The organism is Mucilaginibacter sp. (assembly GCF_965225845.1).
Classification (GTDB): Bacteria; Bacteroidota; Bacteroidia; order Sphingobacteriales; family Sphingobacteriaceae; genus Mucilaginibacter.
The window spans coordinates 555,242-576,832 of the sequence record NZ_CBDDBL010000002.1 but is presented as its reverse complement, the minus strand read 5'-3'; the positions used below and the strand labels follow the sequence as shown (position 1 = coordinate 576,832).

Annotated in this window: 18 protein-coding genes and 1 pseudogene; 2 read left to right on the top strand and 17 right to left on the bottom strand. The window is 40.4% G+C overall.

Annotation, left to right across the window (positions count from 1 at the left end; all coding sequences use genetic code 11):
* Nucleotides 1-86: 86 nt before the first annotated feature.
* Nucleotides 87-968, top strand: a complete 882-nt coding sequence (gene dapA, locus ACYZ0U_RS06445) for a 4-hydroxy-tetrahydrodipicolinate synthase (RefSeq protein ID WP_461451032.1) — start codon at nt 87-89, stop codon at nt 966-968.
* Nucleotides 969-1,026: 58 nt separating this feature from the next.
* Here the strand turns inward: dapA and ACYZ0U_RS06440 are convergent, their stop codons facing one another.
* From ACYZ0U_RS06440 to ACYZ0U_RS06360, 17 genes and pseudogenes are all read right to left on the bottom strand, one after another.
* Nucleotides 1,027-1,203, bottom strand: coding sequence for a histone H1 (locus tag ACYZ0U_RS06440; protein WP_461451030.1), 177 nt, complete (start codon nt 1,201-1,203; stop codon nt 1,027-1,029).
* Between the two features lie 332 nt (nt 1,204-1,535).
* Nucleotides 1,536-2,963: a glycoside hydrolase family 125 protein gene (locus ACYZ0U_RS06435; RefSeq protein ID WP_461451028.1), complete on the bottom strand. Its 1,428-nt coding sequence runs from the start codon at nt 2,961-2,963 to the stop codon at nt 1,536-1,538.
* 65 nt (nt 2,964-3,028) lie between these two features.
* The gene (locus ACYZ0U_RS06430; protein ID WP_461451026.1) at nt 3,029-4,273 is read right to left on the bottom strand and encodes an aminotransferase class I/II-fold pyridoxal phosphate-dependent enzyme; all 1,245 of its coding nucleotides are present in this window, start codon (nt 4,271-4,273) and stop codon (nt 3,029-3,031) included.
* A gap of 126 nt (nt 4,274-4,399) precedes the next feature.
* The gene (gene ftsZ / locus ACYZ0U_RS06425) at nt 4,400-5,998 is read right to left on the bottom strand and encodes a cell division protein FtsZ (protein ID WP_461451024.1); all 1,599 of its coding nucleotides are present in this window, start codon (nt 5,996-5,998) and stop codon (nt 4,400-4,402) included.
* A gap of 126 nt (nt 5,999-6,124) precedes the next feature.
* Nucleotides 6,125-7,471, bottom strand: a complete 1,347-nt coding sequence (ftsA, locus tag ACYZ0U_RS06420) for a cell division protein FtsA (protein ID WP_461451022.1) — start codon at nt 7,469-7,471, stop codon at nt 6,125-6,127.
* Nucleotide 7,472: 1 nt separating this feature from the next.
* Nucleotides 7,473-8,348, bottom strand: coding sequence for a cell division protein FtsQ/DivIB (locus ACYZ0U_RS06415; RefSeq protein ID WP_461451020.1), 876 nt, complete (start codon nt 8,346-8,348; stop codon nt 7,473-7,475).
* Complete coding sequence (gene murC / locus ACYZ0U_RS06410; RefSeq protein ID WP_461451018.1) at nt 8,348-9,697, bottom strand: UDP-N-acetylmuramate--L-alanine ligase; 1,350 nt, start codon at nt 9,695-9,697, stop codon at nt 8,348-8,350. Before murC ends, ACYZ0U_RS06415 begins: the two co-directional genes overlap by 1 nt.
* Before the next feature lie 103 nt (nt 9,698-9,800).
* The gene (murG, locus tag ACYZ0U_RS06405; RefSeq protein ID WP_461451016.1) at nt 9,801-10,907 is read right to left on the bottom strand and encodes an undecaprenyldiphospho-muramoylpentapeptide beta-N-acetylglucosaminyltransferase; all 1,107 of its coding nucleotides are present in this window, start codon (nt 10,905-10,907) and stop codon (nt 9,801-9,803) included.
* Between the two features lie 72 nt (nt 10,908-10,979).
* Nucleotides 10,980-12,137 carry an FtsW/RodA/SpoVE family cell cycle protein gene (locus ACYZ0U_RS06400; protein ID WP_461451014.1) on the bottom strand — a complete coding sequence of 386 codons (1,158 nt, stop codon included), beginning with the start codon at nt 12,135-12,137 and terminating at the stop codon, nt 10,980-10,982.
* A 39-nt stretch (nt 12,138-12,176) separates the two neighbouring features.
* The gene (murD, locus tag ACYZ0U_RS06395) at nt 12,177-13,547 is read right to left on the bottom strand and encodes a UDP-N-acetylmuramoyl-L-alanine--D-glutamate ligase (protein WP_461451012.1); all 1,371 of its coding nucleotides are present in this window, start codon (nt 13,545-13,547) and stop codon (nt 12,177-12,179) included.
* Between the two features lie 48 nt (nt 13,548-13,595).
* Nucleotides 13,596-14,836 (bottom strand): annotated as a pseudogene (gene mraY / locus ACYZ0U_RS06390) (phospho-N-acetylmuramoyl-pentapeptide-transferase).
* A gap of 18 nt (nt 14,837-14,854) precedes the next feature.
* Nucleotides 14,855-16,318, bottom strand: a complete 1,464-nt coding sequence (locus tag ACYZ0U_RS06385) for a UDP-N-acetylmuramoyl-L-alanyl-D-glutamate--2,6-diaminopimelate ligase (RefSeq protein WP_461451010.1) — start codon at nt 16,316-16,318, stop codon at nt 14,855-14,857.
* Nucleotides 16,315-18,423, bottom strand: coding sequence for a penicillin-binding protein (locus ACYZ0U_RS06380; protein WP_461451008.1), 2,109 nt, complete (start codon nt 18,421-18,423; stop codon nt 16,315-16,317). Before ACYZ0U_RS06380 ends, ACYZ0U_RS06385 begins: the two co-directional genes overlap by 4 nt.
* The gene (locus ACYZ0U_RS06375) at nt 18,420-18,827 is read right to left on the bottom strand and encodes an FtsL-like putative cell division protein (protein ID WP_461451006.1); all 408 of its coding nucleotides are present in this window, start codon (nt 18,825-18,827) and stop codon (nt 18,420-18,422) included. Before ACYZ0U_RS06375 ends, ACYZ0U_RS06380 begins: the two co-directional genes overlap by 4 nt.
* On the bottom strand, nt 18,824-19,729 hold the full coding sequence (gene rsmH / locus ACYZ0U_RS06370; RefSeq protein ID WP_461451004.1) for a 16S rRNA (cytosine(1402)-N(4))-methyltransferase RsmH: 906 nt from the start codon (nt 19,727-19,729) through the stop codon (nt 18,824-18,826). Before rsmH ends, ACYZ0U_RS06375 begins: the two co-directional genes overlap by 4 nt.
* The gene (locus tag ACYZ0U_RS06365; protein WP_461451002.1) at nt 19,722-20,195 is read right to left on the bottom strand and encodes a division/cell wall cluster transcriptional repressor MraZ; all 474 of its coding nucleotides are present in this window, start codon (nt 20,193-20,195) and stop codon (nt 19,722-19,724) included. The genes rsmH and ACYZ0U_RS06365 overlap by 8 nt, the downstream gene beginning before the upstream one ends.
* A 270-nt stretch (nt 20,196-20,465) precedes the next feature.
* Nucleotides 20,466-20,909, bottom strand: coding sequence for a hypothetical protein (locus ACYZ0U_RS06360; protein WP_461451000.1), 444 nt, complete (start codon nt 20,907-20,909; stop codon nt 20,466-20,468).
* Nucleotides 20,910-21,004: 95 nt separating this feature from the next.
* On the opposite strand from ACYZ0U_RS06360, the gene ACYZ0U_RS06355 reads away from it, so the two are divergent.
* Entirely contained in the window at nt 21,005-21,571 is a 567-nt protein-coding gene (locus tag ACYZ0U_RS06355) for a thioredoxin family protein (RefSeq protein ID WP_461450998.1), read from the top strand.
* Nucleotides 21,572-21,591 lie beyond the last annotated feature (20 nt).

The following is a 21,591-nucleotide window of genomic DNA, read 5'->3' as shown; positions in this document are numbered from 1 at the left end:
AAAACGGATAAGGTTAAAGCTTTCTCCGTTTTTTTTGTTTTTAAGGACTTTATAAAATCTTATATTAGCATCCTTTAATATTAAACATGAACAAATTTTATGGAACAGGAGTGGCTATTGTAACTCCTTTTCAGGTACTTGGGCAAGTTGACTACGACGGACTTACGAACCTGGTAAATTATTTAATTGATAATGGGATTGATTATCTTGTATCATTAGGCACTACCGGCGAAAATGCCACATTAAGCCCGGATGAAAAGAAGCAGATATGGGCTCATACCGCTAAAATTGTTGCGGGCCGTGTTGGGCTTGTGGCCGGCATTGCAAGCAACAATACACTTGATGTAGTTGAGCAAATAAAGCAATTTAATACAACAGGCTATGATGCCATTTTATCCGCCAGCCCAGCCTACAATAAACCAACACAAGAGGGGATATATCAGCATTATAAAGCAATAGCAGAGGTATCGAAGTTACCTGTAATCTTATATAATGTTCCGAGCCGTACAGGAAGTAATGTAAACGCTGAAACTACGGTAAGACTCGCTAAAGATTTTAAGAATATTATCGGCACAAAGGAAGCTTCGGGCAATTTTGACCAGCTTAACCAAATTATGCGTGATAAGCCTGAAGATTTTATGGTTATATCAGGTGATGATCCCATTACTTTACCGATGATCGCTTTAGGTGCTGTTGGTGTAATATCGGTAGTTGCCAATGCTATACCACGCCATTTTTCAGATATGATAAAGTTATGCTTAAACGGTAATTATAAAGCTGCACGAAAGCCGCATTTAGATGCTATTGAATTTACCCGGTTAATGTTTATTGAAGGTAGCCCTGCTGGTGTTAAAACTGCATTAAAACACTTAAATATTTGTGGAGATACGCTTAGGTTGCCCCTTGTACAGGTAAGCGATAATATTGCTGAACGAATAATACGAGAAACTGAGAAATTAGTAAAATAAAAAAACCCGGTTAAACCAGGTTTTTTACATCATGTAAAGATCTTTCAGAAAGCCTCCTTTATTTTGTGTTTTTGGATTCCTGGACTTCAAGCCTTATTGATTGAGCCAGGTTTTTAAGGTCTTGCATACCTTTGCGAACGCGGGTTCCTGCTGCACTGTTGCCTTTGTTGTAAAACTTGTCCGCATCCGCTTCCAGCGACGCCACCAGTTCTTTTACTTCAGTAAATTTTTTCATTGTGTGATTGCTCTTTTTAAATAATGAGGTTTATTGTTTTTATCTAAAGCTAATCTAAAAATCTTTTTACTTAAAAAAAAACTTTAAAATGAAAAAATACTTCCTTTAAAGTGGTTTTTATCAACATTTTAAAATAAAAAGTGATATTATAAGTATAATATTTTATATCAGCTTACAAAACCTAAATAATAACTAAATACGCCTATCAAAATAATTGGGGACGTAAACAAAAAATGGATAAATTATTAATTCAATATAATTATGCAGCTTAATTATATTGATATTACATTCACTTTACACCAGCTTAATATTAAATGGATATTGTCAACTAACTAATAAATAGCAGATAATAGTTCAGGATGATATTGATGTGTTTTAATAATAAGCTCGCCAAATAGGGTATTTGCCCAGGCAAACCACTTACGTGTAAAGTCAGCTGCATTATCTTTATTAAATGATTCATGCATAAAACCTGTACCCGCATGCGTCGATCTTAATGTTTTTATGCAGGATGCTATCTCAGCTTTATCTGTCGAAGTAATCGCACGTATTATGATACTCATTGGCCAAATATAATTTAAACCCACATGTGGTCCACCTATACCTTCGGCAGCTTTGCCTTTAAAAAAGTACGGATTGGTATGGCTTAACACTAGTCTACGCGTGTTTTGATATAATGGATCATGTTCAGACATCGCCCCTAAATAGGGCAAGGCCAAAAGACTTGGCACATTGGCGTCGTCCATAAATAATTGATTACCGAAGCCATCAACCTCGTAAGCTAATACCTTGCCGAATATGGGATGTTCTGCTGTGGCATATTTCTCCAGAGCAGCGTGAACTTCAGCAGCTAATGCCAAACATTCATTAGAGAAGGCATCGTCCATTCCGATAACCTGGTACATTTCAGCCATTTGATTTAAGCTGGTAACAGCAAAGTAATTTGACGGTATCAAGAATGGATAAATAGTAGCATCATCAGATGGACGGAAAACTGAACATATCAGGCCAACAGGTTTAACCGGGTTTCCGTAGCCACCAAGTGGTGCTGTATCAGTAGATACCTGCGTGTTACGCTGGAAGTGATATGGCCCCAAATTATGCTTGCGTTGCTGTTGTTTAAACGTTTGTACAATTAGTTTACCTGCTTTTTGCCATTGCTCATCAAAAAAACTACTATCGCCGCTTATCTTCCAATAGTTATAAGCCAGGCGTACCGGGTAACAAAGGGAATCAATCTCGAATTTACGTTCGTGCAATTCAGGCTTCATGGTAGTATTATCTGAATCCCACTCGCTTCCTGTTGGTCCGAAGTTAAAGGCATTAGCGTAAGGATCAATATTTATATACTTAGCCTGGCGGTTCAGTACCCCTTTTATCAGGTTTTTAAGCTTTGCATCTGTTTTAATGAGTGGCAAGTAAGGCCAAACCTGTGCCGAGGAATCGCGCATCCACATGGCGTTTATGTCGCCTGTTATAACAAAGGTATCCGGCCTTCCATTTGCATCGGTATAGTTAACGGTAGTATCTAAAGTATTGGGATAGCAGTTTTCAAACAACCAGGCCAGCTCAGGATTTTTTATAGTGGTTTTGATTGATTTGATCTTTTCTTCAACAGCAATACTTGTAAATTTGCGCTCACCTGCTTTTGGGCGAAGGCTTTCGAACTTTTCAGGACTAAACCATGTTGGCCTTAAGCCTAAACCTAAACCGGCAGTAGTAATGCCGTTAACTTTTATAAAATCGCGACGTGTAATCATAAGAGTATTAAACAAAAAAGCCTTTCAGCTAACTGAAAGGCTAATGTAAATGTTTCTACATCATTTTAAACAACCGGAACGTTGTTTTCTTTATAAACACCTGCTTTTAGCTTTTCGCCCATTGCGGTATAAGCGTCTAATGTGCGCTGTACATCTTCTAAACTATGCGCTGCAGTTGGTATCAACCTTAACAAAATTATGCCTCTAGGAATAACCGGATAAATTACTATTGAGCAAAATATGCCATAGTTCTCACGCAGATCACGGGTTAAGGCAGTGGCTTCATATAAGTCACCCTCTAACATTACCGGGGTAACCATTGTATTACTCACGCCGATATTAAAGCCCCGCTCTTTTAAGCCAGCTTGTAATGTTTTAGCGATCAACCATAACTTCTCGCGTAATTGCGGTTGAGATTTTAATAACTCGAAACGTTTTTTTAAACCGATAACCATTGGCATAGGCAAAGCTTTGGCAAAGGTTTGTGAACGCATATTATAACGCAGATATTCAATAATCTCGCGTTTTGCAGCAACAAAGCCACCTATACCAGCCATTGATTTAGCAAACGTACCGAAGTAAACATCAACCTCATCAATACAATCCTGCTCTTCGTGTGTACCGGCTCCGGTTGGGCCCATGGTACCAAAACCATGCGCGTCGTCAACCAATAAACGGAAATTAAATTTCTTTTTTAATTCACTTATCTCTTTTAACTTACCTTGTGCTCCCGACATGCCGAAAACGCCTTCGGTAATCAGCAATATACCACCGCCTGATTGTTCGGTTAATTTTGTAGCACGCTCTAATTGCTTTTCGCAACTTTCCAAATCATTATGCTGGTATACAAAACGTTTGCCCATGTGCATACGCAAACCGTCGATAATACAAGCATGTGATTCAGCGTCATAAACTATAACATCATTACGGTCAACCAATGCATCAATAATAGATAACATTCCCTGGTAGCCATAATTTAATAAATATGCGGCTTGCTTGCCTACAAATGCAGCCAAATCATTTTCTAATTCTTCATGATGGATAGAATTACCCGACATCATACGCGCACCCATAGGGTAAGCCAAACCGTAATCTGCGGCAGCCTGTGCGTCAGCTTCACGAACTTCAGGATGATTAGCCAATCCCAGATAATTATTTAGGCTCCAAACCAAATGTTCTTTACCGTTAAACATCATATGCGGGCCTATCTCACCTTCCAGTTTAGGATATGAAAAATAACCATGCGACCATTTTTGGTGTTGACCCAACGGGCCTCCCATACTCTTTAAAATCTTGTCAAATAAATCCAAAATGGTATCTTTTATTAATTAAAATTTGTACAAATATAACCGTTTTATACACTCAAGCCAATCCGCAAAATGTAAAAAAGCCTTTGCACGTTACATACAAAGGCTTTAAACACATATTTAAACTAATTAGTCAACATTATCATGCAGGAATGAGTTGTTATTCCTTAATTCTATCTTACCCTCGCTATCCGGAAGCAAAGAGAATCGCGACACCTGGCTTTCGCTTGATGCCGGCGGTTCCTGCAAAGCTATTTCCTTGCGTTTATAGGCAGGTACGTTTTCCATTTCCTGGATGTTACCAGTGCGCAGTTTCATACTCAGATCCTTTAAACGCATAATACGTTCGCGGGATTTTCGCAACTGCTCTTCCATAGTTTCCTCTGTCTTATGGTCATCAGCACCTGCAACCGGCTCCGGCTCAGGTGTTGGTTCCGGCAATTGTACTTCTGCAACCGGTTCATAACTGATGGGCTCAGCAACTTTAAAAGTAAACTCACTCATATCTGTTTCAGGAGCTTCACCAACCGGTTCTTCAGCAAGATTGTATTTTACGATACTTGCATCTTCGTTTTTTGATGCTGCAAAAAGATCGAACAAACCTGTTTGTTTTGCTTCTTCTTTGGGAACAGCATGTTTCATGTAAGGTTCTGCAGGTGCATTTTCCTTAACATGATTGATAAATTCGTTTACCGGTTTAACCAACGGCTCGTTTTCAGGAACAAGCATCGAAACGACTTTCTTGCTGCTGTTTTCTTTTTCGCGTTCGTCTTTGGTTTGAAAGCCTGTAGCTATAATAGTTACCGAAATTTTCTCACCTAAATTCTCATCAACACAATTACCCCAGATCAGATCAGCAGCTAAACCTGCTTCTTCTTGTATGTAATCGGTAATAATACTCACCTCGTCCATGGTAACCTCTTTGGTACCTGAACTGATATTTAATAAGATGTAACGCGCGCCCTCAATCTCATTATCTTTTAATAATGGCGATGATAAAGCACCTTCAACTGCTTTTAAAGCACGATTTTCCCCTTCGGCAGATGAACTGCCCATGATAGATACACCGCTATCTTTCATTACCGTGCGCACATCTTTAAAGTCGACGTTTATATAACCCGGTAAAGTGATTATTTCAGCGATACCTTTCGCTGCTGTTGTTAAAATATCATCAGCCTGTGCAAATGCAGAACCTAAAGTAAGGTTACCAAATATCTGGCGGAGCCTGTCGTTTGAGATCACCAGGAACGAATCAACATATTTTTTCAATTCTTCCATTCCCGCGTCAGCCTGCATTTTACGGCGTTTGCCTTCAAAAGAGAATGGCGTAGTGATGATACCTACGGTCAATATATCCAATTCACGTGCTGCTTTGGCAATTATAGGGCTTGCGCCTGTACCTGTACCACCGCCCATACCCGCTGTTATAAATAACATTTTGGTATTAGAGCCAAGCATCTGTTTTATATCGTCAATGTTTTCGATAGCTGAGTTTTTTCCCACTTCGGGTATCGAGCCTGCCCCCATACCTTCGGTTAGGCTTGCGCCTAACTGTACCTTGTTTGGTATAGGGCTTAATTCCAAAGCCTGAGCATCGGTATTACAAATAATGAAATCAACACCTGTAATTCCTTGCTTGTACATATGGTTAACTGCGTTACCACCGCCGCCGCCAACACCAATTACCTTGATGATAGACGACTTTTCTTTTAACATCTCAAACTGCATAATACTTTGTTTCAGCTATATCTGTTGTGACAAATAATTAGATTTCACTAATGTAATAATAAGGCTTTTTCCACAAACGTTTTCCACAAACGTTAACATTGTGGAAAATTTGCCGGATGTGAATAACTACTTTAAAAAGTCCTCGTCTTTAATGTCATCCTTAATAAACTTTTTACTTCCTTCTAATATTTTAGCGAATAAACCACCGGTCTTTCGCTCTTCTGTAGCTTTTATTTTGTCGACTTTCAATTCAGCCGGAGCCTGTATCTGACCGTTATACTCCATCTTCTGTATACCTTTTATTAGCAGGCCGATACCGGTTGCAAACATTGGGCTTTGCAATTCCTCATAAGTATTTTTTGGCAGTACCTCATTTTTAGCCAAATGCTCATTAGGGTAACCAACACGGCAATCCAACCCGGTAACATACTCAACCAACTGTGGTAAATGTTTAAGCTGAGCGCCGCCGCCTGTAATTACAATGCCTGCGATTAGTTTTTTCTCATAGCCGGAGGATTTGATCTCATAATACACATGCTCAACAATCTCCTCCATACGGGCTTGGATAACAAATGCCAGATTTTTAACAGATATTTCTTTTGGCTCGCGGCCGCGTAATCCCGGTACACAAACAATCTCGTTTTCTTTATTTTCTTCAGCTAAAGCCGATCCGAACCTGATCTTCAGTTGTTCCGCGATATTGCGCATTACGGAACATCCTTCGCGAATATCTTCTGTGATGCTGTTACCACCAAAAGGGATCACAGCGGTATGCCGGATAATTCCTTCGTGAAAGATGGCCACATCGGTAGTTCCACCACCAACGTCAACTAAAACAACACCTGCTTCCTTTTCCTCATCGCTTAAAACCGACTCCGATGAAGCCAATGGTTCAAGGATCAATTCCTGGCTTTCCAAGCTAGCTTTGTTAACACATTTCACAATATTCTTAATAGCAGTAACCTGGCCTGATATAATGTGGAAGTTAGCTTCCAAGCGCACACCAGCCATACCAATCGGGTCTCTCACACCCGGCTCGCTGTCAACTGTAAATTCCTGCGGTAATACATGTATGATCTCTTCACCCGGAGGCATAACCAGGTTGTACATATCCTCAATCAGCTTATCTATGTCCTTACGGCCTATTTCTGTGTTCAGATCCCGGCGGGTTATCAGGCCGCGGTGTTGTAAACTTTTAATGTGCTGCCCGGCAATACCCACGTTTACTACGCGTATTTCTACGTTTGATTGTGTTCCCGCAATATCAACTGCCTGTATAATGCCTTGTACAGTTTTATCGATATTGGAAACCATGCCGCGTGTTACACCTGCCGACTCAGCCTTACCGATTCCCAGTACTTCAATCTTGCCATTTTTGCTTCGGCGGCCAACTATGACGCATATTTTAGTAGTTCCAATATCCAACCCTACCACGATTGGTGAACTCTTTTCCTGGCTTAAAATTTTGTCCATATTATTCCTTTGTTTGAGATGTGTCTTTACTTAATTCAATTGTATTCTTGATCACGCTGTCCCTTTTGGCGGTTACAGCGGCGATAGAATCCTGTTTGGTCATCTGGTTTTTTACACCGATAACCTGGTTGGCATATTTTATATTAATAATTTTATAAGCGCCCCACCCTACCTGTGGCAATGCCTTCTTATAAAAGATCAGCAGGTTGTGAAACTTTGTATCCAGCGAATCCGCGTTTCCCAATAATATCCGTTGGCTGCCCACACGCGGGATCAGCTCAATCTCATGCGCCTGGTTTACGTAGATCTGCGCGATTTGTGCATCCCATAACGAATCCTTCCTGATGTAATCAGCGGTTTTATAGATCTCCGTTGCCAGTTCAGTATGCATGGTATCAACTTTGTTTGCAAAAGGCTCGTCTATAAATCCGTTGGCTACCAATACTCTCGCGGTAAAGTTTTCGGATAATGGCATTTTTAAACCATGCGAATCCACATAGAAATCCTGGTCGTTTTGGTTGATGATACGCAATATGGGTTGGCGCTGGGTAATCTCAACCCTAATCACGTCATCCATATCTATATAAACTTTTGCAGATTCAATAAACGGATTTGCCTTCAATTTGCTTTCCAAAGCCTGTATATTGATATCCTCGATAGGGCGCCCTATCAACGCATGACTTTTTATATTTAGAATATTGTCAATCTCCTTCATATCAATAAAATATTGATTGCCGGGTATATAAACCTTAACATCCTTACAAATAAGCTGCGATTTTTTAATATTGATGAAACTCATAAGCACAACCACGCCGCCAATGCTGATCAACCAGCAAAAGCTTATGAGAATGTACTTAACTATGGGTTTCTTAAACATTATTTTAAAGCATTTTTCAACGGTTCAACTAACTGATCAATATCGCCTGCACCAACGGTTAACAATAACTCAGGCTTTTCATTCCTTATAGCATCTATGGCTTCCTGCTTGCTTAATTTACGTTTATTGATAAGCTGCATTTTATTTAATATCATCTCGGAGTTTACCCCTTCAATTGGCAACTCACGGGCCGGGTATATATCTAACAGAATTAATTCATCTGTCATATCCAACACCTCAGCAAAACCATCTGCAAAATCACGTGTACGTGTAAATAAATGCGGCTGGAAGATAGTTACCAGCTTTTTGCCCGGATATAATTTTTTAACCGAGTTGATAGCAGCACGCAATTCCTCCGGGTGATGCGCATAATCATCAATATAAATATGCTCAGGCGATTTCACAATGTATTCGAACCTGCGGTGAACCCCACGGAACGAAGCTAAAGCGCTTTTTATCGCTGCAGGTTTAACGCCTAAACGTAAGCAAGCTTCGATAGCCGCGGTAGCATTTTCAACATTATGAAAACCAGGGATACCTAATTGAATATTTTTGATATCCGTATTTACATTCCTGAAATCAAAATAAAAGCTGCCATTCTCAATTCTAATATTGAGCGCAATCGCATCAGCGGCATCTTTAATGCTGTAAGTATAACCGGTATATAAAGGCAAGCCTTGTTTATGTATCAATACGCCGCCCGCTTTTATCTGTGAGGCGAACAATTTGAAAGAATCAGTTAAATGCGAATGGTCACCATAAATATCCAGGTGATCTGCATCCATCGAAGTGATGACGGCGATATCCGGGTACAGGGTCAGGAATGAACGGTCATATTCATCTGCCTCAACAACCACAATATCGTTTTTACCATAAAGCACGTTGCTGTTATAGTTTGACGCGATTCCACCCAAAAATGCAGAGCAATCCTTACCTGAATCTTTCAGGATATGGGCAACCATTGTTGAGGTTGTGGTTTTACCATGTGTACCGGCAATAGCAACAGTATATTTTCCTTTACTGATCAAACCAAGTACCTGTGAACGTTTGAACAACTCAAACCCTCTTTTTTGGAAAAAATTCACAATCGCCGAATCCTTGGGTATAGCCGGGGTAAAAATAATTAACGTGCTCTCATCCGGTTGGCGAAAACTCATCGGGATCCATTCCTCATTATCATCAAAAATGATCTGGATACCTTCGTTTTTTAACTCGTTGGTTAACTCTGTCGAAGTTTTATCGTAACCACAAACCACACAGCCTAAATGATGAAAATAACGTGCAAGGCCGCTCATGCCTATGCCGCCTATGCCTACCAAATAAACTCGTTTTATATTTTGCAGTTCCATATGTTTTGTTTACATCGATGTTTATTGATTGCACCGATATTCTGTTCTTTTTTCCAAAAAAACCTTTCCCCTGCCAATAGCAGAGGATAAGGTTAAGATTAAACTAATTGTTAATTGTTATTTTCATAACTTCTTTCGCGATAACCTCATCAGCATCCGGCAGGGCCAGTTTACTAATATTATCACTTAATATTTTTTTCTCGTCAGTATCATTTAAAAGCTGTATTGCCTTATATATCAATGTGGCTTCAGCATCCTTATCTGCAATAAAAATTGCAGCCTTATCATTTACCAATGCCAGCGCGTTTTTAGTTTGATGGTCCTCTGCCACATTTGGCGAAGGCACCAGGATCACCGGCTTTTTCACCACACATAATTCAGCGATTGTACCTGCACCAGCACGTGATACAATCAAATCGGCAGCCGCATAAGCCATATCCATGTGTGTTACAAACTCCATTATGCGGATATTAGGGTTATAATCTTCACCTAATTTTTCAATGATGGGTTTATAATAGAACTTACCGGTTTGCCATATTAATTGCACGTCGGCAGCAATTATTTTATCTAAACTACCCAACACACTATTATTTAAAGTACGAGCACCTAAACTTCCTCCAGTTACTAATATTGTTTTTTTATCGTTTGATAATTTAAACGACTCTAAAGCCACTGTTCTTTTACCGGCAATATCAACCGACTCCCTGCGGATGGGGTTACCTGTTTTGATGATGTTTTTTGCAGGGAAGAATTTATCCATACCATCAAAAGCCACACATATTTTGGCTGCCTTTTTACCTAACCATTTATTAGTGATACCTGCATAAGAGTTTTGCTCTTGTATCAGGTATGGAATCCCTTTTATGGATGCTGCATACAATAATGGCGCCGAAGCATATCCGCCAACACCAACAACTGCATTAGGTTTAAAATCCTTAATAATTTTTAGCGACTTGAATACACTGCCGATCAGCTTGAAAGGAAATTTTAAGTTTTTAACTATTGAACCTCTCTGTATTCCCTGTATATCTAAACCAATAATTTCATAGCCAGCAGCAGGAACCTTTTCCATTTCCATACGGCCCAAGGCGCCAACAAATAATATCTCGGTATTAGGGTCAAGCTTTTTTAATGCATTGGCAATAGCAATCGCCGGGAAGATATGTCCTCCTGTTCCGCCACCACTTATGATTATTTTTTTTGATTCCACCTAACTATTATTTGATTGCAATGATTCCATTTTTTTCTAATTCCCACATTTGCATATCAGCAGATTTACACATTAAACTGCTACACTAACTTCTCTTATTTCACCTACTACAACTTTTTCTGTTTCGTCATTATCGCGACTAACAGAGAGGATAATTCCAAATGCTATACTTGTAAACAGTATAGATGTACCACCCATACTTACAAACGGCAGCGGCACACCCGTTACAGGACCTAAACCTACTGCAACAGCCATATTGGCAAATGCCTGTATAGTTAAACTAAAGCTTAATCCTGCTGCTAATAAAGTGCCGAAGGCTTTTGGCGCTTTGGTTGCTATCTTTATACAACGATATAGCAAGAACAAATAGATACCTATTAATAAAAAACCACCTACTAAACCATATTCTTCAATTATGATAGCGTAGATCTCATCCGAATAAGCCTCCGGCAGGTAATTGATCTCGCTGCTTTGTCCCGGGCCTTTACCGAAGATACCACCAGTTGCAATCGCGATCTTGGCATGATCTGCCTGGTATGATTTATCGGGATTAGCTTTTTCAGGATGCAGGAAAGTATCTATACGTGCCATATACACGTGCCTGCGGGGACCAAGCATAACAACCGCGCCTAATAAAATAGCACCGGCAAGGCAGGTTATGGCTATTTGTTTAACGCTTATGCGCCCCATTATCAGCAATAAGATACTTACACCAAATAACATTAAAGCAGTTGAAAGGTTAGCCCATGCGATCAAAATAAAAACTACGCAAACTGCGCCCATTATCGGCACAAAAGATTCCTTTACATTCTTGATATTCTCCTGCTTTTTGGATAATGTACGCGCCAAATAAGTGATGAGCGCGAGCTTCGCTAAATCCGATGTCTGGAAGCTCAATCCTGTACCTGGAATAGCTATCCATCTACTTGCATCATTCACGTGGCTGCCAAAAAGCAATGTATAGATCAACAATGGGATAGTGATGTACATCAGCAATTTTGAGATACCGGCATAATATCTGTAATCCAAACGGTGACAAATATACATGAGCGCCAAACCGGCAACCATCATGGCTACGTGCTTCATCAAAATAGCTTCGGCGCCAACACCCCTCTTGTAAGCAAGGCTACCTATAGCACTATAAACTGACAATAAGGAAATAACCGATAGTAAAATCACTATCAGCCAGATCCACCTGTCGCCTTTTGTATTGTTAAGTATCTTGTTCATCTTTTGATTTCACCGATTATGTTAGATTACACCGATCCACTACAACTCCTTTACAGCTTCCTTAAATTGCCTGCCTCTATCCTCATAATTTTTGAATAGATCAAAGCTTGCACAGGCCGGCGACAATAACACTGTATCACCTTTTGTTGCCAAATGATAAGCTGTTTGCGCTGCTTCGGCTGCTGATGATGTGTTAACTATGATGTCGACTACATCTTCAAATGCTGCATGTATACGGCTGTTATCTTTACCCAGGCAAACGATGGCTTTTACTTTTTGCTTAACCAGGTCCTTAAGCATATTGTAATCGTTGCCTTTGTCAACACCACCTAAAATCAACACCACATCGGTAGTCATGCTTTCCAGGGCATACCATGTTGAGTTAACGTTGGTAGCTTTTGAATCATTGATAAAGCTAATGCCGGAGATCTTCCCAACAGACTCTAACCTGTGCTCAATGTTTTTAAAATTACCCATGCTCTCCCTTAGGGTTTCGTTGCGTAATTCCAGCACTTTTGCTACAATACCTGAAGCCATTGAATTGTAGATGTTGTGCTTGCCTTGTAAAGCCAGTTCGTTGATTGACATTTGAAAATGTTGTTGGTGTGTGTTTATGACAATATTGTCCTTATCGAGATATGCTCCCGGTTCAATGTGTTTTTCTATTGAAAATGGTAATTGTTGCGCTGCGAAAGTGCGGCTCTCCATACCCTTTATCGTTTCAGGATCATCGGCACAGAAAATAAAATAATCCGCAGCAGTTTGATTTCGGGTGATGCGGAATTTTGATGCTACATAATTCTCCATCTTGTAATCGTAACGGTCCAAATGGTCCGGAGTAATATTTAACAGGATGGCTATATCAACCTTAAACTCATACATGTCATCCAGCATAAAGCTGCTCAATTCCAATGCATAATACTCGAATTTTTCAGTTGCCACCTGGTAGGCAAAACTTTGCCCGATGTTACCTGCCAGGCCTACACTCAAACCGGCATTTTTCAGAATATGATAAACTAAACTTGTTGTTGTAGTTTTTCCGTTTGATCCTGTTATTCCGATGATCTTAGCACCGGTATATCTGCCTGCAAATTCAATTTCGGATATTACCGGGATATCTTTTTCTTTTATCTTTTTAACGATAGGTGCTTTTTCAGGAATACCCGGACTCTTGATCACTTCAACAGCTTTCAAGATCTCAGCTTCGGTGTGTTGTTTTTCCTCAAAAGGTATTTTCCAACTAATAAGCTGAGTTTTGTATTTATCAGCGATTGCACCAAAATCCGATACAAAAACATCATAGCCCTGCTGTTGGGCAAGATATGCCGCACCCACACCGCTTTCGCCGGCGCCCAGGATGGCAATTCTTTGTCCCTTAGGAGCCTGATCTATGTTTTTGTTGTTGCTCATTTCTTGTTTTTACTAATCTCTAACCTCTATTCTCCAACCTCTAAATTCCTATCTCAACTTTAATGTTATAATAGTTAATATGGCCAGCAGTATACTTATGATCCAGAAACGTGTTACAATTTTAGCTTCATGGAAACCTTTCTTTTGATAATGATGATGCAGCGGCGCCATCAGGAAGATCCTTCTACCCTCGCCAAATCTTTTCTTGGTGAATTTAAACCAGGATACTTGCATGATAACGGATACATTCTCTATCAAGAACACCCCGCAAAGCAAAGGCACCATCAGTTCCTTGCGGATCATGATAGCGAAAACGGCTATAATACCACCGATTGCCAAACTTCCTGTATCACCCATAAAAACCTGTGCAGGGTATGAGTTATACCATAAAAAGCCAACACATGCACCTACAAATGCACCAGCGAAAATCACCAGCTCGCCCGAGTTCGGTATATACATGATATTCAGGTAATCGGCAATCACTGTGTTACCCGACACATAAGCCAATATGGCCAGTGTAATGCCTATTATGGCTGATGTTCCTGTTGCCAGCCCATCAATTCCATCCGTTATGTTGGCTCCATTGGAAACCGCCGTAATGATCACGATCACAAAAAACAGAAACACTACCAGCGAATAATGATCATAGCCATTACCAATAAACTTCAACACCTTGCCGTAATCAAACTCATTGTTCTTATAGAACGGCATCGTTGTTTTAGTCGACTTGATATCCTGTGTATAAACCGGGGTATTACCTTTCAAATGAAATCCAACTGGTGAATCGTATTTTACCGGCAATTTCACTTCCTGGCGGATGATAATATCCGTATTGAAATACATGGTAAAACCAATAAACAAGGCTAAACCAACCTGACCTGTAATTTAAACCTGCCTGCTAAACCTTCTTTATTTTTTTTAAATACTTTAATGTAATCATCTAAAAATCCGATAGCGCCTAACCAAACGGTAGTTACTATCATCATGATGATGTAGATGTTATCCAGTTTGGCGAATAATAAGGTTGGAACCAATATGCCCAGGATGATGATCAAACCACCCATTGTCGGAGTGCCCGCTTTTTGCATCTGGCCTTCTAAACCCAAATTACGCACGCTTTCACCAACCTGTTTGTAGCGCAAATAATCAATCAGTCTACGGCCATAAACCGTGGTAACGATCAGCGATACGATCACAGCCATAGCCGTACGGAATGTGATGTACTGAAACACCCCACCTCCCGGAATGCTGTAATTTTTATTTAAATAATTGAACAGGTAGTATAGCATCTTCTAATATTTACTGGCCTATAAATCCATTAATTTAAACTGGTTAACTAACTCCTCCATGTCGTCGAAATGGCTTTTTACGCCATTTATATCCTGGTATTTCTCGTGTCCCTTACCGGCTAATAAAATAATATCACCGGGACGCGCTAAATGACAAGCTGTTTTGATCGCTTCTCTCCTGTCGGCTATGCTCAGCGTGTTTCTTTTGAATGCCGGATCAACGCCTTCTTCCATATCTTTGATGATTTGTGCAGGATCTTCTGTACGCGGATTATCTGATGTTAGGATCACTTTATCGCTCCACTCACAGGCAACCTTAGCCATAACCGGGCGTTTAGTTTTGTCACGATCCCCGCCACAACCGATCACGGTGATCACTTTTTCATTTCCTTTGCGGATATCATGAATAGTGCTCAACACATTTTGCACTGCATCAGGTGTATGCGCATAATCTACAATACCAATAACTTTGTTTGCAGATACGATGTACTCAAACCGGCCCTCGGCACCTTTTAACTTGCTTAATACAGTTAATACTTTCGCCTTATCCTGATCCAGCAACATCGCGGCAGCATACACAGCTAATAAATTATATGCGTTGAACGTTCCTACCATTTTAAACCACACATCTTCACTATCAATATGGAGCAGCAAACCGCCGAATTGGTTCTCTAAAATGCGGGCCTTATAATCGGCCATATTTTTTAATCCGTATGATTTTTTATACGCGATGGTATTTTGCAGCATCACATTGCCATTCTTATCATCAACATTAGTCAATGCGAAAGCACTTTTTGGCAAGCCATCAAAAAAGGCCTTTTTAGCTTTCAGGTATTCGGCGAAGGTTTTGTGGTAGTCTAAATGATCATGTGTTATGTTAGTGAATATCGCTCCAACAAAAACAAGCCCCTGGATGCGGTGCTGCGCAATAGCATGCGAGCTTACTTCCATAAAACAATAATCGCAACCGGCTTCAACCATATCACTTATCAAACTATTTAACTCAACAGGATCAGGAGTTGTATGGGTTGATGGAATGACCTTGCCATTGATCTGATTTTCTACAGTAGATAACAAGCCACATTTATAACCCAGGTCACGAAATAATTGGTATAGTAAAGTAGCAACAGTAGTTTTACCGTTTGTACCGGTAACGCCAACCAGCTTTAATTTTTTGGATGGATTATCGTAAAAGTTTGCTGATACGATCCCCAATGCAATAGCCGAGTTGGCAACCATTAAAAAGTCTACCTCTGCCGCAGTGTGCGCAGGCAGATCTTCGCAAATAACAGCTATGGCGCCATCTTTTATCGCTGTATCTATATAATCGTGGCCATCAACAACAGTACCTTTCACCGCAACAAATAATGAACCCGGTATAACTGTACGGGAGTCGAATACCACGGCAGTAATTTCCACATCGGCACTTCCCTGTAGTTCAGTGAATGCAAGCCCCTCAATTATTTCGCTCAAATACTTCATTGCAATTCAATAGTTATTTTTGATCCTTTTGGTATTTCACTTCCGCCTGTAACAGACTGTGTGCTAACTATACCGCTACCACGGGCTACAACCTTGTAACCGGCATTACCTAACCTGTATAAAGCATCGCTTAAATCCATACCAACAACTGATGGTACTGTTCCGTTTTTATAGGTATTCTCGTGGTAAGCTATGCCATTGCTCGTATCAATCGATGGCGTGTTAGATGCATAAAGTGGCTTAACATTTAGTGAATTATAAACCGTGTGCAATGCTTTGGTATTACCTTGCTTAACCGATGGCAAGGTGGTATTACCTACAAATTTTGTTTGCGGCGCCTGGTTAATATCCAAGTCGCTGGCGTAAACCCTGTCAGCAATTTGCCTGAAAACCGGACCTGCAACCAACGCAGCTAAATATGAGCCTGACGTCGGATTGTTGATCACTACAATCATTGAATACTTAGGATGATCTGCAGGGAAATAACCGCAGAATGATGCCTGGTGTAATTTGTTAACCCCATAACCCGACGAACCGTTAGCTATTTGCGCTGTGCCGGTTTTACCTGCTACTGTATATAATGGGTTTCTAATGATCTTCCTTACGTTGCCATCAGTTACCACACCTTCCAGCATGCCTTTAACTTTGCCTAAGGTTTCAGGTGAACATACTTGCGGATTGATCACCCTTGCCTGGAACTGCTCAACAGTATTACCCATGCGCTGTATTTCGCGTACAAAAATTGGCGCTATCATTTTACCGTTGTTAGCAACCGAATTATAAAATGTAAGCAATTGCAGCGGTGTAAGTTTTTCCTCGTAACCATAAGCCATTTGTGGCAGGGTTAGCTTACTCCACGAGCGCGATTTTGGCGTCTTGATCAAAGGCTGCCCTTCGCCCGGAATTTGTAAACCCAATTTTTCATTCAAATGATAGCTGTATAACTTATCAGTGAATTCTGAAGGATCAGCATTATAATGCTGATAAACAAATTTAGCAGCAGCTACGTTCGACGAAAATTCAAAAGCCTCTTTTGCCGACATGATACCGCTGTGCTCTACATCTGTTACGGTATATTTATTATTCCCGGGTATCACATGGCTCTTTCCGCCTTCACCATCAATTTTGGTACTCGTATCTATTTTATGCTGATCGAGCAAGGTCATGTAAGTTGCCAGCTTAAAGGTTGAACCCGGCTCTGTAGCATCACTTATTGCATAATTTAACTTCTCTTGATACTCCCCTTCTTTTGTGCGGGTAAAGTTGGCTATAGCACGAATTTCGCCGGTAGCAACTTCCATTAAAATAACACAACCGTGATCGGCCTGGCTCTTCATCAACTGATCTTTTAAAGCCTTTTGTGCCACATCCTGAAAGTTAACATCAATGGTCGACAAAATATCCGCACCTTGCACCGCAGGCACCTCATCATCATCATCATTCACCGGAATCCAGGTGCCACCCGCGGTACGCTGCATCAAACGCTTACCGTTTTCGCCATTAATATAATTAACATAAGCACCCTCAAGCCCTACACCGTTTTTAACATTTTCATTTTTGTAACCAATTGTACGCGCAGCCAATGAGCGAAAAGGCTTTATGCGTGTATTTTTCTCCAGCACAATTAAACCACCTTTGTACTTACCCAGATTAAATAATGGGAAAGTACGTATTTGCTTTAATTGCTGGTAAGTTACATCATGCCTGATCATTACATAACGTGCACTGTCCTTACGGGCATCGCGCAGTAAACGCGAAAAATCACGTTCAGTCATATCCGGGAATAACTGCGAAAGCCTAATCGCCAGTGAATCTACCTTGGCATAAAACACTTTATCCTCGGCAATACCGCCGGCAAACATATCCATATGCAACTCATAGCTTGGTACCGACGTAGCTAACAAGCTACCATCAACCGCCAAAATATTACCACGAGCTGCTTCAACCGCTTCATAATGGGTGGATATCTTAACCGACATATCCTTCCATTTTTTACCCTGCACAAATTGCAAACGAACTACCTGCACCATTACTGCACCCGCAAAAAGCAAGATCAACCCGAAAGCGAGGTAAACCCGGAGCAATATGTTACTTCTTATACTCATTGCTCATCCCCCTTTACAGTTATCTTTTGTGGCGGCTGCATAGATGTTTTAATACCTAAAGTATCCGTGCGCTTTTCAACCTCTGTCAATGTACTTTTAAAAGCCAGGTCGGCTTTGGTTGATTTATAATCCCAGCTTAGTTCTTTTACTTCTTTGGTTAATTTATCAATATCGCGGATATTTTTTTCGGCTAAATGACGGTTGCCGATATAGATCATACCCAACATGGCAACATACAACACAAAAGGCAACGCTTTAGTGGCATCATCTGTAGTGATAAAGCCCTTGGTAAAAAACTGCGTTAAAAAGTTATCGGGAATCTCCTTTTTAGGCTTTTCCTCCACAATAAGCTTTTTCTCAGCTTCTACCTCTTCCTGAATTTCTGTACGTAAACGATTGGTCATTTTTTTACAGCTATTCTTAATTTCGCGCTACGTGCCCTGTTATTTAATTTTATCTCTTCCTCGGATGCTGTTATCGCGCCGCGACTAACCGCCTCCAAAGGCTTTTGATCATTTCCAAAAAAATCTTTTTCAACTTCACCGCTAAATTTGCCTTTGGCGATGAAATTCTTTACCAGCCTGTCTTCCAACGAGTGATAGGACATCACAACCAAACGGCCACCCGATATCAAAATATCAGCAGACTGTACCAAAAAATCTTTTAAAGCTTCCAGCTCCTGGTTAACTTCAATGCGCAAAGCCTGGAAAACCTGCGCCAGATATTTATTTTCTTTTCCTTTCGGGATGCGGGCCGAGATGGCATTTTTCAAATCAGCTACAGTGACAATTGGTGCACTTAAACGGGCAACTACGATTGTGTTAGCTAATGATTTCGCGTTCTGGATCTCGCCATAAACACCGAAGATACGATGCAGATCAGCCTCGGAATAAGTGTTTACAACCTCTTTAGCACTGATGCCTGATGCCTGATTCATGCGCATATCCAATTCCGCATCAAAGCGGATCGAAAAACCACGCTCTGGCTGGTCAAACTGATAGGATGACACACCCAGATCAGCCAATACTCCATCAACCGGAATAGCGCCATGTAAACGGGTAAAATTTTTGATGTAACGGAAGTTTTGATCAATAAAAGTAAAACGATCATCAGCAATGATATTCTGCTGCGCATCAGCATCCTGGTCGAAAGCCAATAACCGGCCATCTTCACCCAAATGCTTCATGATCTCGCGGGAATGGCCGCCGCCGCCAAAAGTTACATCTATATAAGTACCATCCGGTTTAATATTTAAACCCTCGATACATTGTTTAAGCATTACAGGAACATGGTAAATGTCACTCATCTTTTCCTCCTGCTTTATTATTACCTAATACTTTTTGCATCAGCGGCCCGAAGTTATCCGGCTCCTCATCCATCATTTCCGCATGGATCTTCGCATCCCACACCTCTATCTTGTTGATCAGGCAAGCCAAAACAATATCATTTTGAATACCGGCATACTCCAATAAAAACTTCGGTAGCAAAACACGGCCGGCAGCATCAGGCGTAAGTTCTGTAGCACCACGGGTGAAATAACGAATCACTTTGATGTTATCTTCTTCGTATTCGTTAAGTTTGCTCAGTTCATCCAGTTTTTTGTCCCATTGCGACTTTGTGAAAATCACTAAATGCTTTTTGGCGCCAAATCCACGGTTGATGACTAACCCTTCTGTTTCTACCTCAGGAAGTTTTTTCTTGAGGCCAGAGGGAATCATCATCCTTGATTTAGGATCCAATTTACATTCAAATTCTCCGGTCAAATACGACATTAGCTATTTATGACAAATTTTCTATTGTAAAAGTAAATACTTTTCCCACTTTCTACCACTTTGAAACACCAAAAGTTTTCAACAATTTTTGGCATGGCTATTTTTTTGATTTTCAGCCCGAAACAATTGGATATAAGGATGTTCACGAAACCATTTCGCGCGAAAAACCAGCACCGGAATGTTAGTTAAAGGTGCATAAGTTTATGAAACAATAAAGCCGTAGACCAGAATGCCTGAAGAGTGGGAATTATTTACAAAAACAGGCTAAATTTAAGCCAGGAGTATAATTAAGCTGGTTACGATCAAAAACGCTACACGTATAAATTGGGCATTTACATAGGTTTGAGGGTATTCTTCGGAGCGCATTTTAAAGAGCATATAAACCACAACTGCCACTAAAACAAAGAAATCCGCGATCAGCGGATAGCGGTAACTATCTACATTTACTTCGCTCATAAAGATGCTCATTACGCCAAGTGCATAGATAAATCCCAGTATAATGGATGTAGTGTTGGTAAATGCCTCAGATGGTTTCCCTATAAAGTAAAAGCCGAATGGGAAATAGATTATGGCAAGTCCGAATGTAAATGCTTCTAAAAAGAAAGTAGGCTGGTAACTAAACACATACCTAACCATTGTTGCCACCAGTACCGACAGGAGAAACATGATCTCCAAAAAATGCATCTTTTTAACCGAGTTTTCAATTTTCGCCATAATTCATAAATAACTACGATGTAAAAGTTTTGTTTAGAAGATTATAATTTAAAAGGATTAATGTATGTTTACCTGTAAGTTAAACTCTACCTGATATGAAATCTGCATTTGTTTTATTATTTGTATTGATGGGCTTCACAAGCTTTGCGCAAAGCAAGCCCGAATCTTCCAGCACTGTGCTAAACGCAGCTTATGCAAAAGCTAAACGTGAAAATAAAAACGTGATATTAATGTTTCATGCCTCATGGTGCGGCTGGTGCAAAAAGATGGAAGCATCCATCAATGACCCGGAATGCAAAAAGCTTTTTGATGACAACTACGTGATTGTTTACCTGGATATTTTAGAGCGCCCCGGTAAAGAAAACCTGGAAAATCCCGGTGGTATTGACGTAATGAAAAGCTTTAATGGCGACCCAAATGGCGGCATACCTTTTTGGGTAGTTATAGATGCTAACGGAAAAGCAATTGGCAACTCCTACAAGCCACCAGTAGGTGGCGGAGCTGCAACAGCCAAAGATAATGTAGGCTGCCCTGCAGAAGCTGATGAGGTAGCTTATTTTGCCAGCCTGCTAAGTTCATCATCAAAATTAACCGGTGAACAAATAGCGGTGATTACCAATCGCTTTTTGAAAAATAAGCCTGCGAGCACAAGCGCGAATTAAGATTAGTTAAATAAACAGAA